Here is a 14,695-nt window from a genome sequence, read left to right on the forward strand (position 1 = left end):
ATGCCGACACAGACCCTCGTCGAACGACTCCGCGAGCATGCCGCCTCGCGTGCCGATCATCCGGCGCTGCGCTTCATCGAAGGCGACGATGTCGTCGACGAGCTGACATTCGCCGCGCTGGATCGACGCATTCGCGCAACGGCCGCACATCTGCAGGAGCTTGCCGGCGCAGGCGAGCGCGCCGTGATTCTGCTGCCGAACGGTCCCGACTATGCCGTCGCGTTCTACGCGTGCCTTTATGCCGGGGTCATTGCCGTGCCGGCCTATCCGCCGGAAACCGGCAAGGAGCGTTACACGAGCCGGCTCGACGGCATCCTGCGCGATGCCGCGCCGCGGCTCATTCTCACCCAGGCGCGTCTGCGCGACGCCATCGTCGCTGCGTTCGGCGAGCCCAAGGCTCATGTTGTTGCCGTCGACGAGGTGCCGGTCGATGCCGCCGCATCCTGGCGCGAGACGGACTTGCACGGCGAAGCGATCGCGTTCCTCCAATATACGTCGGGTTCGACGTCGCAGCCGAAGGGTGTCTGCGTCACTCACCGGAACCTGGTCGCCAATGAGATCGCAATAGAGGCGGTGCTCGGCGGGACCAGGGATGACGTCTTCGTCAGCTGGCTGCCGCTCTATCACGACATGGGATTGATGGGCGGATTGCTGAATCCGCTGTTCACGGGCTTCACGGCGGTGCTGATGTCGCCGCGCAATTTCCTGGAGCAGCCGCGGCGCTGGCTCGACGCCATCCATCGCCACGGCGGCACCTGCAGCGGCGGGCCGGACTTTGCGTTCGCGCTCTGTGCGGACCGGATCTCGGACGAAGCGATCGCGCGGCTGGACCTCGGCCGATGGCGGTTCGCGTTCTCCGGCTCGGAGTTCGTGCGCCGCGCGACGCTGGATCGATTTGCCGCGCGCTTCCGGCCGGCGGGCTTCGATCCTCGCGCGCTGACGCCGTGCTACGGCCTTGCCGAGGCGACCTTGCTGGTGACGGCAGGCGACCGCGCGAGCCGGGCGGTTTGTCACACGCTCGATCCCGCAGCGCTCGCCGGCGGGCGCGTTGCGGACGCCGGCGAGGGCACGGACCTGATGGCGTGCGGCGCCGTGGCAGACGGCCACGCCGTGCGCATCATGAGGGTCGATGCGTCCGCCGGCGCCGGGACGAATGAGGTCGGCGAAATCTGGGTCGCAGGCCCGAGCGTCGCGCAGAGCTATTGGAACAATCCCGGGGCGACGCAGCAGACGTTCGTCGTTCGCGACGGCGCGCGCTGGCTGCGGACCGGCGACCTCGGCTTCGTCCGCGACGGCGATCTCGTCGTCACCGGCAGGCTCAAGGATCTGCTGATCGTTCGCGGCCAGAACATCTATCCATTCGATCTGGAGCAGGCCGTCGAGACCGAGGTGGCCTCGGTTCGGAAGGGACGTGTCGCGGCCTTCCCGGTCGAGATCGATGGCGTCGAAGGCATCGGCGTAGCTGCCGAGTTCAGCAGGGCAGTGCTGCGGCGAACGCCGGCCGACGTGCTGATCAAGGCGATCGGCGACGCGGTCATGCGGCAGACGCAGGAATATCCGGCGGTGGTCGTGCTGCTGAACCCGCAAGGCATGCCGCTGACCACCAGCGGCAAGCTGCAGCGGTCCGCCTGTCGCGCCAGATGGGCGCAGGGCACGCTCGATAGCTTCATGGTGTTCGAGCAGCGACGCGAGGCGGCGGACCCATCGCCGTCCCCGGCGCTTGCGACGGCGACCGAACGCCGTCTTGCGCTGATCTGGCGGGATGTGCTCCGGCGCGAGACCGTCGATCGCGACGACGACTTTTTCATGCTCGGCGGCAACTCGGTCGCAGCCGCTCAGATCACGGCGATGGTGCGCGAGCAGTTCGGAATCGAGCTCGCGCTGCGCGGCTTCTTCGATGCGCCTACGCTCGCCGCGCTCGCAGAGCTTATCGATGCGGCCGGCGCGGACGCGAAAGTGCTCCCGCCGCTGCAGCCGGCACCGGCGGGCATACGCGAGCTGCTGTCTCCCGCGCAGGAGCGGCTGTGGTTTCTCTGGAGCATGGATCCGGCCGGCACGGCCTACACCATCGCCTGCACGGTGCATTTCGACGGCCCGCTCGATCAGGCACTGATGGTGCAGGCGCTGACCGAAATCGTCGCCCGCCACGAGACGCTGCGCACCACCTTCTCCGCCCCGGATGGCCGCGTCGTGCAGGTCATCCATGCGGCGCCGGACATTCCGGTCGCGGTCGAGGATCTGCGGCGCAGCCCGGCGGCGGAGCGCGCGTCGCGGGTCGCGGCGCGGACACGCGAGGAGCTGGCGCGGCCGTTCGATCTCATCAATGGCCCGCTGCTGCGCGCCGTGCTGATGCAGCACGCGGACGACCGCCACGAACTGCTGCTGTCGGCGCATCACATCGTCGCCGACGGGCTCTCGCTCGACGTGCTGCTGGCCGAGATCGCCGCGCTCTATGACGGGCTCCGGCGCGGTGCGAGGACGCTGCCGTCGCCACCCGCCGTCCAATATGCCGACTACGCCGCATGGCAGCGGGATTGGCTCTCCGGCCCCGACGCTGCGCAGCAGCTCGCCTACTGGCGCGGGCGGCTCGGCGACGCGGATACGCCGCTTGCATTGCCGTTCGACCGGCCGCGCCCGCCTGTACCGAGCTATCGCGGCGACACCATTCACGTCGAGATCGAGCCCGATCTGGCGCTGAGGCTCCGCGCGCTCGCCAGGGAGCATCGCGTCAGCATGTTCATGCTGCTGCTCGCCGCCTATCAGTTGCTGCTGTTCCGCTACTCCGGCCGCTCCGACCTGCGCGTCGGCGTGCCCGTCGCCGGGCGCCGCCAGGCCGAGCTGGCGTCGCTGATCGGCTGCTTCGTCAATACGCTGGTGCTGCGGGCCGACGTGACCTACGGCATGAGCTTCGCCGAGCTGCTGGCGCGGGCGAAGGAGGAGGTCATTTCCGGGCTGGCGCATCAGGATCTGCCGTTCGACCGTCTCGTCGATGCGCTGAAGCCGACCCGATCCGGCGGCCACAATCCACTGTTCCAGGTCAAGTTCAACTACATGGACGCGCCGGCCGGATTTGCGCTCGGCGATGGCCTGCACGCCGAGCCGCGCATCGTCGATCTCGCCGGCTCGCATTTCGATCTCGCGCTCGACATCATCGACGGCCCAAAGGGCATGAATGCGAGCCTGAATTTCGCTACTGATTTGTTCGATGCGGCCACGGTCGAGCGGATCGGGAGCCAGCTCGTCGATTTTCTGCGGCAGATCGCGGCGGGCATCGACCGGCCGCTGCGCGACTTCGCAATCGCGCGAGACGTCAGGCAGGTCGTCGCGGCGGAGGTGAAGAGCTTCCCATCGATGGACATCCTCGATCTGATCGACGCTGCGTTCGCGGGCCGCGACGATCGGATCGCGCTGCGCCAAGGACAGGACACCGTCAGCGTCGCCGAGCTCGTGGGCTGGTCGGACCAGATCGCGCGCACGCTCGTTGCGGCGGGCGTCACGCATGAGACGCCGGTGGCGCTGTGGATCGAGCGGTCGCCGAGCTTCGTCGCGGCGCTGCTCGGCGTCTTGAAGGCGGGCGGCGCCGCCGTGCCGCTCGATCCGGCGTGGCCGGTGGCGCGTATTGACCGTATTCTTCACGATGGTGGCATCGACACCCTGATCGCGACCGGCGAATGCCTCGCTGCGGCGAGCGCGTTGCAATGCGTCGCGCTGGATGGCGAGTCGCGCAGCGATGCGTCTCGCGGCGAGTTCATTCGCCCGCGCGTTCATCCGGCGCAGACTGCCTACATCATCTACACGTCGGGCTCGACCGGCGCGCCCAAGGGCGTCGCCGTGTCACACGGTGCACTTGCCAACTATGTGCAGGCGCTATTGTCCCGGCTGCGGCCACGCGCCGACGCGAGCATGGCGATGGTCTCGACCGTTGCCGCCGATCTCGGCCACACCGTGCTGTTCGGCGCGCTCGCGAGCGGCGCAACGTTGAATCTTCTTCCGGCCGATGCCGCGTTCGATGCGGATGCGTTTGCGCAAGCGATGCGCGACGGCGAGGTCGGGATTGTCAAGATCGTGCCGAGCCATCTGCGCGGCCTGTTGCGGGCGCGGCGCTCGGCCGACGTTCTGCCGCGTGACGTGCTGATCCTTGGCGGCGAGCCGTGCGATCCCGGCTTGATCGAAGAGGTCCGCCGGCTGCGGCCGCACTGCCGGATCGTCAATCACTACGGCCCGACCGAGACGACGGTCGGCGTGACGACCCATGAGTGGACGGACGCCGAGGCCAAAGGTGTGCTGCCGGTCGGATTGCCGCTTGCCAACCTGCGCGCCTACGTTCTCGACGATACGCTGAATATCGTCCCGGCCGGGGTCACCGGTGAACTCTATGTGGGCGGCGCCGGGCTGGCGCGCGGCTATCGCGGTGCGCCTGGACAGACGGCCGAGCGCTTCATTCCCGATCCGTTCGGACCCGCAGGCGAACGCCTCTACCGGACCGGCGATTTGGTGCGTTGTGATCAGGCCGGCCGGATCGTGTTTCTCGGCCGGCGCGACGATCAGGTGAAGCTGCGCGGATACCGCGTCGAGCCCGCCGAGATCCGCCGCGCGATCACATTGCTGAGCGGCATCGCCGATGCAGCCGTCGTGGCCCGCGCCGTCGATGCTGAGCAGGAGCGTCAGGAGCTCGTGGCCTATTGTGTCGCTGCAGCGGGCGTCGTGTTGCAGCCGGAGACGCTGCGGCAGCAACTCTCGGCGATGCTGCCGGACTACATGGTGCCTTCGCGCATCGTCGTGCTCGACCGGCTGCCGCTGACCGCCAACGGCAAGCTCGACCGCGCGGCGCTGCCGCAGCCGGACGAGGACGCCGTGCTATCCTATGCCGCCCCGGCCGGCGCGGTGGAGGAGACAATCGCCGCGGTCTGGCAGGACGTGCTGGGCCGCGAGCGGATCGGCCGCAATGACAATTTCTTCGAGCTCGGCGGCGACTCCATCCTCAGCCTGCAGATCATCGCGCGGCTGCGCAAGCGCGGCGTCATGCTGACGCCGAAGCAGATGTTCGCGCAGCAGACGATAGCGGCGCTGGCCGGCGTGGTTGCGACCACCTCCGCGCCGGCCATCACGCCGCCGGCAGCAGCACGCAACGCAATGAACGCCTGCGCTGCGGAGCTGCTGCCGATCCAATTGCGCTTCTTCGCGGAGGATATCTCCAACCGCGATCACTTCAACCAGGCGGTGCTGCTGATCCCGCGGGACCGGATCGACTGGAGCGTGCTGCAGCGGGCGCTCGCTGCCGTCGTGGGGCATCACGATGCGCTTCGCATGACGTATCGGCAGGTCGCGGGTGAATGGCAGGCGGTGCCGTCCGACCTGCCTGCCGCGCCTGAGCTGCTTTGGCTCCGCACGGCAGTCGAGCCGGCCGACGTCAGCGCGATCGCGTCGGCGGCGCAGGCGAGCCTGTCATTGGCATCGGGATCTCTGCTGCGCGCCGTCGGATTCGACATGCGCGATGGCAGCCAGCGGCTGCTGGTCGCCATTCACCATCTCGCCGTCGATGGCGTGTCATGGCGGATTCTGCTCGAGGACATCGCGTCGGCTTGCGAGCAGCTGACGGGGCAGGCGGGCGCCGTCAACCTGCCGCCCCAGAGCTCCACGCCGTCCTCCTGGGTGCAGCGACTGCGAGCGCATGCGGCCTCCGATCGGCTCGGAGACGAACTGCCGTTCTGGCTGGCGTCCTCCCACGGCAGCGAGCTGCCCTGCGACGACGATCATGGTGGCACCGACGTCGAAGCCGACGCCGAGGAGGTCGTGCTGAAGCTCGAGGCGGAGCTGACCGAACGGCTGCTCGATGCCGCGCCTGCGGCCTATCGCACGCAGGTCAACGACCTGCTGCTGGCTGCGCTGGCACGCGCGCTCTGGAACTGGAGCGGGATCGAAGGCGTCGTGATCGAGCTCGAAGGCCACGGCCGCGAGGATGTCTTTGCGGACGTCGATCTCACGCGGACCGTGGGCTGGTTCACGACCGCATTCCCGGTCCGTCTCGACGGCGGCAGCGAGACCGACGGCGCGCTCATCACCCGCGTCAAGGAGACGCTGCGCGCCGTGCCCGATCGCGGGCTCGGCTATGGAGTCCTGCGCCATCTCGGTGCGAAGGAGCATCGCGAGGCGCTGGCCACGGTGCCGAACCCGCGTATCGTCTTCAACTATCTCGGCCGCTTCGATGGCCAGCTCGGCGCGTCGGCGCCGTACCGGATTGCGCCGGAAAACCCGGGACCGATGCGAGCCGCCGACACGCCGTTGCGGGCCTGGCTCACCATCAACGGCGAGGTGCGTGACGGGCAGCTGCGTCTCGGTTTCCGCTATGGCAGCCGGCGCTATCGGCGCGCGACCGTCGAACGGCTCGCGGAGCTCTATCGTGCGGCGCTGCACGGTCTCGTCGATCATTGCCTCGGCGGCGCCGGCGGTCTCACGCCGTCCGACGTTTCGCTCGCGGGGCTCGATCAGGCGGCGCTCGACCGGCTCTGCGCGACGATCGACTGTCGCTCCGTCGAGGACATCTATCCGCTGTCGCCGATGCAGCAGGGCTTGCTGTTCCATGCCCTGCGCGATGGCGCTGATGATGTCTATGTCAACCAGCTCTCGATCGAGCTCCGGGGCGTGACGCCGGCGCGGTTGCGTGCGGCATGGCAGGCGGCGAGTGCGCGGCATGCGGTGCTGCGGACTGGATTCGTCTGGCAGCAATTGTCCGGAGCGGCCCAGCAGATCGTGTACCGGCAGCTCGACGTGCCCGTCGTCGAGGAGGATTGGCGCAGCCGTATCGCTGATGGGGCCGCGGCGGCGGATATCGAGGCGGCGCTTGCGGAGGCGGCACGGCGCGAGCGTGAGCTCGGCTTCGACATCACCCGGCCGCCGCTGCAGCGGCTGCGGCTGATCCGGCTCGGCGATGACAGGCTGTGGCTGATCTGGACGCATCATCACATCGTGATCGATGGCTGGAGCTCGGCGCGGCTGCTCGCAGACGTGCTGCAGCAGATCGGCGGCGCAGCGCCGTCGGCGGCGCAAGCCAGTTATCGCGACTACATCGCCTGGCTGCAGACGCGCGACCACGCGGCGGCCGTGGATTTCTGGCGCGAGACGCTGCGCGGCTTCGATGAGCCCACGCCGCTCGCCGACGCCTTGCGCGCGAGCAGCGCGATCGACGCTGCGAGCGGCCACGGCCGGCTGACGCTGCGCGTGGACGTCGATCTCGCTGCCCGCCTGCGGCGGTTCGCGACGCAGCAGCGCATCACGATGAATACGCTGCTGCAAGGGGCCTGGGCCCAATTGCTGCGGCAGTATACCGGGCAAAGCTCGGTCTGCTTTGGCGTGACGGTCTCGGGCCGTCCGGCCGAGCTTGCCGGCGCCGAGCACATGGTCGGCCTCTTCATCAACACGCTGCCGCTGATCGACCGCGCGCACCCGCAGACCGCGACCGGCGATTGGCTGCGAACCCTTCAGGCGCAGAGCGTCGCGGCGCGCGACTATGAGTGGCTGCCGCTGCACGAGATCCAGCGCCTCGCCGACAGGGCCGGGCAGCCCCTGTTCGACAGCCTGATGGTGTTCGAGAACTATCCGATCGATCAGGCGCTCACCGCGCGCAACGGTGCCGGGCCGCAGATCGGGCGGGTCGAACATGTGACGCCGACCAGTTATCCGATCGCGGTCATCGTGTTCGACGGACCCGAGGGCCTGCGCCTCGACTTCAACTACGATCGTGCGCAATTGGACGAGCACGCGATTCGACGGGTGAGCGCGTCGTTGCGGGACTGGCTGATGCAGATTTCGGCGGATGCCACCCGTCCGACCGGCAGCCTTCGAATGGTCGATGGGGAGGCGCTGGCGTGGCTCTTGCGCTGGAGTGGAGCTGCGATTGGCGAGACGTCATCCCCACGTCCGTTGATCGACGCAGCGCCCGGCGTGGTGGCGCAGATCGAGGCGCGGGCGAAGGTTGTCCCGGACGCGGTTGCGATCGTCAGCGGCGACCGCCGGATCAGCTACGGCGAGTTGAACGCGCGCGCAAACCGGCTGGCGCGGCGACTGCGCGCGCGCGGGATCGGCGCCGATGTCGTGGTCGGACTGGCGCTGGAGCGCGACGCCGAGATGATCGTCGCGCTGCTCGCCGTGCTGAAGGCGGGTGCGGCCTACCTGCCGCTCGACCCGGATTATCCGGCCGAGCGTCTTGCTCACATGCTGAGCGACAGCGGCGCGAGGCTTCTGCTGACGCAAGCTGGGCTGCAGGATCGGTTCGCGCTTGCGCTGGCCGACAGCGGAGCCGAGGCCTGGCTGCTCGATCGCGACGATGATGCGGGCGACGCCGACAATCTCGGCAGCACCATCCATCCGGAGAGCCTCGCCTACGTCATCTATACCTCGGGCTCGACCGGCCTGCCCAAGGGCGTGATGGTGCGTCACGGCGCAGTGACGAACTTCCTGGCGACGATGGCCGAGCAGCCAGGGATCGCATCCGACGACCGGGTGCTGGCATTGACCTCGCTGTCGTTCGACATCGCGGTGCTGGAGCTGTGGCTGCCGCTGACACGGGGCGCCCGGATCGTGCTGGCCGATCGCGCCTCGGCGCAGGATCCGACGGCGCTGAAGGCGATCGTGGCCAGGCACGGCGTGACCATGATCCAGGCGACGCCGTCGAGCTGGCGCATGCTGCTCGATCATGACGGGACCGCGCTGCCTCGTCGCTGTCGCGTGCTCAGCGGCGGCGAGGCGCTGGCTCCCGATCTGGCGCGGCGGCTCGTCGCGCTGAGCGGCGAGGTCTGGAACATGTATGGGCCGACCGAGACCACGGTGTGGTCTGCGCGCCACCGGCTCGATTCCAATGATCCTATGCCGGTGCTGGGTGGTCCGATCGGCAACACCACGCTCTACGTGCTCGACGCCAATCTCAATCTTGCGCCGCCCGGCGTGGCCGGCGAACTGTTCATCGGCGGCGAGGGACTGGCGCGGGGCTATTGGCGGCGCGCCGGGCTCAGCGCAGAGCGCTTCGTTCCCGATCCGTTGGGCGGTGCTGGTGCGCGGTTGTATCGGACCGGCGATCTGGCGCGCTGGCGTGCCGATGGCACGCTCGACTATGTCGGCCGCGCCGATCACCAGGTCAAGATGCGCGGACATCGCATCGAGCTCGGCGAGATCGAGGCGCGGCTGCGCGCACTGCCCGGCGTTCGCGACAGCGTCGTGGTCGCGCAGGAGTTCGGCGGCGGGCGACACCTGATCGGCTATGTCAGCAGTGACAGCACCCTCGACGGCGGCGACTTGCGCGCGATGCTCACGGCCATGCTGCCGGACTACATGGTGCCGTTGCGCGTCATCGTGCTGCCGCGGCTGCCGCAGACGCCGAACGGCAAGGTCGATCGCAAGGCGCTGCCGCTGGCCTCACAAGGCGAAGCGGGAGACGACTATCAGGCTCCGGTCGGTGAGATCGAGATCATCCTGGCCGGCATCTGGGCGGAGCTGCTCGGCCTCGATCGCATCGGGCGGGGCGATCACTTCTTCAGGCTCGGCGGCCACTCTCTGCTGGCGGTGCGGCTGCTCGGCCGTGTCGCGCAGGAGTTCGGCACGTCGGTGCAATTGTCCGAGCTGTTCGCTCATCCGGAATTGGCGGAATTCGCGCGCGTCCTCTCGATCAGTCTGATCGAGCAGGAGTTCGCCGAAGGTGAGCTCCAGGAACTGATGACGGCGGAGCTATCATGAGCGGACAATCAGGACAGCCTCTTCTGCGTGACCTCGATCTGGAGACGCTGCGCCGGTTGGCATCGCGCGCGCGACAGCGCGGCCGCAACGCCGCCAGACGCGACACAAGCACGATCCCGATCGTCGATCGCGGGGGCCGGCTGCCGCTCTCCTTCGCGCAGCAGCAGCTGTGGCTGCTGGCGCAGCTCGATGGCGGAAGCGCGAATTATCACATCGACGTGGCGCTGCGGTTGCGCGGCCGGCTCGACATCGGCGCATGGCGCCGCAGCCTCGACCGCCTGTTCTCCCGGCACGAGGCGCTGCGGACGGTCTTTGTCGCCGAGGACGGCGAGCCGCGAATTGCGCTGCTGCCGTCCGACACCAGCCTGCCGCTGGAGATGCATGATCTTCGCGTCCGGCCGGACCGCGAGAAGCGGGTGGGCGACGTGCTGGATGAGTGCACGAGCGCGCCGTTCGATCTCGCTCGGGGGCCGCTGATCCGCAGCCATTTGATCCGTCTGGGCGATGATGATCACGTTGTTCTGCTCAGCCAGCACCACATCATCTCCGACGGATGGTCGATGGGCGTCATCGTCCGCGAGCTCTCGGCACTGTATGGCGCCTTCGCCGCAGGCGGCGATGATCCGTTGCCGCCGCTCGCGATTCAGTATCCGGACTATGCAGCATGGCAGCGCCATTCGCTGACGGCAGATCGACTGCAGCGGCAGCTCGATCATTGGACCGCCGTGCTGCGCGATGCGCCATCCTTGCTGACATTGCCGACCGACCGTGCGCGTTCTGCGCCGCGATCCAACGCCGGCGCCGCGGTGCCGGTGGAGATCGACGACGGTCTATCGGCCGACATCAGGCGGCTGGGCCACGCGGTCGGCGCCACCCCGTTCGTCATCGTGCTGGCGGCCTGGGCCATCGTGCTGTCGCGGTTGGCGGGCCAGCAAGATCTCGTGATCGGCACGCCGAGCGCAAATCGGATGCGTTCGGAGCTCGAAGGCCTGGCCGGCTTCTTCGTCAACATGCTGGCGCTGCGGCTCGACCTCTCGCATGGTCCTGCTGTCGCCGAGCTGATCGACCGCGTCAAGACGGCGGTCCTCGCGGCGCAGGATCATCAGGATCTGCCCTTCGAGCACCTGGTCGAGGCGCTCCAGCCGCCGCGGCATCCGGAATACACGCCGGTGTTCCAGGTGGTGTTCGCGTGGCAGAGTAACGATGTCGGCTCGTTCGCACTGCCCGGCCTGGCGGTCGAACGCCTTGCGATCGATCAGCACAAGGTCAAGTTCGATCTCGAGCTCGATCTCAGCGAAAGTGGCGGCCGCATCACTGGCAAGCTCAACTACGCGACGGCGCTGTTCGACGCCGATACCGTACAGCGCTATCGCTTCTATCTGCTGGCTGCGCTGCGCGCCATGGTCGCCGACACCAGCCAGCCGGTCGATCGGATCGAGCTGCTGCCGGCCGAGGAACGTACGCTGCTGCTGGATGTCTGGAACCGCACGCAGTCGTTCACGCCAGCCGACTGCTGCATCCAGGAGCTCGTCGCAGAGCAGGCGCGCCGCCGCCCCTCCGCCGTGGCGCTGGTGCATGGCGCGGTCAGCTTGAGCTATCGCGAGCTCGAGGAGCGCGCCAATCGCCTCGCGCATCATCTCGTTGCGCTGGGCGTCGGTCCGGACCGGCTGGTCGCGATCTGCCAGCAGCGCGGCATTGATGCGATCGTCAGCGTGCTCGCGGTTCTCAAAGCGGGAGCGGCCTATCTGCCGCTTGACCCTGCCTATCCGCCGCAGCGGCTGCGCGAGACCGTGGCCGATGCCCAGCCGACGCTGCTGCTCTGTGACGGTGAGAGCGCCAGCACGCTCGGCAGCGTGGCGTACCCTGTGATCGATGTGGAAAGCGATGCGCCGGCCTGGAGCCGGCTGCCGGAGAGCTCACCGGATGTTGCTGCCCGTGGCCTGACGCCGCGCAATCTCGCCTATGTTATCTACACGTCGGGCTCGACCGGACAGCCGAAGGGCGTGATGGTCGAGCACCACGGCCTGGTCAATCTCGCGCAGGCCCAGATCGGGCTGTTCGACACCGGTCCGCACAGCCGGATCGCGCAATTCGCCTCCTTCAGCTTCGACGCGAGCGTGTGGGACATCGTCATGGCGCTTTGCGCCGGCGCCGAACTGCATCTGCTCGGAAGCCGCGAGCACCGCGACGCGGCGGAGCTGTTGAACTATCTCGCCGAACATCGCATCACCCACGCCACCTTGCCGCCCGCGATGCTGCAGGGCCGCTCGGACCTCGCCCGGCTCTCCGGGCTCGAGGTGCTGGTTCTCGCCGGCGAGTTGCCAAGGCCGGAGCTGTTCGAAGCGCTGCCGCCCGAGATTGCGGTCTTCAACGCCTACGGGCCGACGGAAGCGACCGTCTGCGCCACCGCATGGCGCCGACCGCCCGGCTTCGCCGGCGGCGTCGTCTCCATCGGTCGCCCGATCGCCAACGCGCGGATCTATCTGCTCGACGCCCAGGGCATGCCGGTGCCGCGCGGCGCCGTGGGCGAGATCTGGATCGGCGGGGCAGGGATTGCCCGCGGCTATCTCAACCGTCCCGATCTGTCGGCGCAGCGCTTTGCTGCGGATCCCTTCGATCGTTCGACCGATGCGCGGATGTATCGAACCGGTGATCTCGGCCGCCATCTCGCCGACGGCAACATCGAATTCCTGGGCCGCAACGACCATCAGGTGAAGATCCGCGGCTTCCGCATCGAGCTCGGCGAAATCGAGCATCGGCTGAATGCGCAGGCCGGCGTGCGGGACTCGGCAGTCCTGGCGCGGCGCGATGCGCAGGGCGATCTCACGCTCGTCGCCTATGTGGTGCCGGCGGACGATGCAGGTGATCCCAGCGCATGGGCTGCGCGCCTGCGCACGCAATTGCAGGCGTGTCTTCCGGACTACATGGTTCCGTCGGCGATCGTTCACCTCGATGCGTTTCCGCTGACACCCAACGGGAAGGTCGACCGGCAGGCGCTGCCGGCGCCGGACGACGAGGCGTTTGGCCGTGGCGCCTATGATCCGCCCCGCGGCGAAATCGAGCAGGCCCTCGCTGCCATCTGGCGCGAGCTGCTTGGCGTCGAGCGCGTCGGCCGCAACGATCATTTCTTCGAGCTCGGCGGTCATTCGCTGCTCGTCGTCCGCATGCTGGATCGACTGAAGCGCCATGCGCTGACGATCGATGCGCAGATGGTGTTCGCCAAGCCGGTGCTGCGCGATCTCGCGGCCAGCCTGCGGCAGGGCGAGGAGACCGCAATTCCTGACAACCTGATCACGGCGGAGAGCCCGGCCATCACGCCGGACATGCTGCCGCTGATTGCGCTGAGCCAGGGCGAGATCGACCGCGTGGTGGGCCGTGTGCCGGGCGGCGTCGCCAACGTCCAGGACATCTACGCGCTGTCGCCGTTGCAGGAGGGAATTCTGTTCCATCATCTGCTCGCGACCGAGGGCGACCCCTACGTGCTGGTCGCGCAGATGGCATTTGCGGGCCGTGATCTGCTGGATCGCTATCTTGCGGCCGTTCAGGACGTGATCGACCGGCATGACGTCCTGCGGACGTCGTTCCTCTGGGATGGGCTGTCGGTGCCGGCGCAGGTGGTCTGGCGCCAGGCACCGCTAAGCGTCACCGAAGTTGAGCTCGAAGGCAACGCGCCGGCCCAGGTCGAGCTGGCGCGCCGCTTCGATCCGAAGTCCTGCAGGCTCGATCTGACCCAGGCGCCATTGCTGCGTCTCGTTGTCGCCCGCGACCCAGGAAGTGATCGCCTGCTGCTGCTGGTCGTGCTGCATCACATGGTCGGCGACCATTCCACCCTGCAGGCGTTGCATGAGGAGGTGCAACTGATCCTGTCGGGACGCCGCACTGCTCTGCCTCCGTCGATTCCATTCCGCAATCTCGTCGCCGAGACTCGCAAGCCGGGCGGACAGGATGCTCAGCAGCGCTTCTTCCGCAGCATGCTTGCCGACATCGATGCGCCGACGGCGCCGTTCGGATTGATCGAGGTGCGCAGCGACGGCGCCGGCGTGCGCGAGGCAAAGCTGCCCCTGCCGGCTGCGCTCGATGCGCGGCTGCGCGCGCAGGCGCGGCGCGTTGGCGCGAGCCTCGCCAGTCTCTGTCATGTCGCCTGGGGCCAGGTGCTGGCGCGCAGCAGCGGACGTGAGCAGGTCGTGTTCGGCACCGTGCTGCTCGGCCGCATGCAGGCTGGCCATGATACCGGCCGCAGCCTGGGCCTGTTCATCAACACGCTGCCGTTGCGGCTCGATCTCGACGGCACGTCGGTTGAGGACAGCGTTCGCGCAACGCATGCGCGGCTGGCGGAGCTGATGGTTCATGAGCATGCCTCGCTGGCAATGGCCCAGCGTTGCAGCGGCGTCGCGCCGCCGACGCCGCTGTTCTCCGCGATCCTGAACTATCGGCACGGCCAGCGGCAGGACGCGCGGGCAGACGCGCAGCCCATTCAGGCTCTGCGTGGCGTCGAATGGCTCGGTGGCGAGGAGCGTACCAACTATCCGCTGATGCTGGCGGTGGATGACGACGGTCATGGACTTCACCTGACGGTCCAGGCCGTGGCGCCGGTTGCGCCCGAGCGGGTCGGCGCGATGATGCAGCAGTCGCTCGATCGGCTGGCGCTGGCGCTCGAAGCGGCGCCGCACGCGCCGGTGCGCCAGCTCGATGTCGTTCCAGAGGACGATCGCGCGCGGCTGCTGCGCGCTTGGAATGCGACGGCTGTCAGCTTCGCGGATACGCTCTGCGTGCACCGGCAGTTCGAGGTGCATGCGGCGCGATCTCCCGATGCGATCGCGCTCGTACACGGGCAGGAGACGATCAGCTACGGCGCGCTGAATGCGCGGGCGAACCGCCTGGCGCGGCGGCTCAGGGATCGCGGCATCGGGCCGGATGTTGTGGTCGGGCTGGCGCTGGAGCGCGGCGTCACGATGATGGTTGCGCTGCT

2 protein-coding genes (1 of these 2 cut by a window edge) are annotated in these 14,695 nt (G+C 68.4%); both read left to right on the forward strand.

Translation table 11 applies throughout. The features are described from left to right. Entirely contained in the window at positions 1 to 9,726 is a 9,726-nt protein-coding gene (locus tag QX121_RS13890) for a non-ribosomal peptide synthetase (protein ID WP_315812221.1), read from the forward strand. Further along, on the forward strand, positions 9,723 to 14,695 hold the 5' portion of the coding sequence (locus QX121_RS13895) for a non-ribosomal peptide synthetase (RefSeq protein ID WP_315812222.1). It continues 1,627 nt past the right edge of the window; 4,973 of the gene's 6,600 nt are visible here — the first part of the coding sequence; the start codon lies at positions 9,723 to 9,725; its stop codon lies off the right edge, out of view. Before QX121_RS13890 ends, QX121_RS13895 begins: the two co-directional genes overlap by 4 nt.

The sequence above is a fragment of the Bradyrhizobium sp. SZCCHNR2028 genome (assembly GCF_032380995.1).
GTDB lineage: Bacteria > Pseudomonadota > Alphaproteobacteria > Rhizobiales > Xanthobacteraceae > Bradyrhizobium.

Excerpts from the sequence above, each read along its gene's own strand:
- QX121_RS13890 (WP_315812221.1), top strand. The coding sequence starts at position 1 with ATGCCGACACAGACCCTCGTCGAACGACTCCGCGAGCATGCCGCCTCG.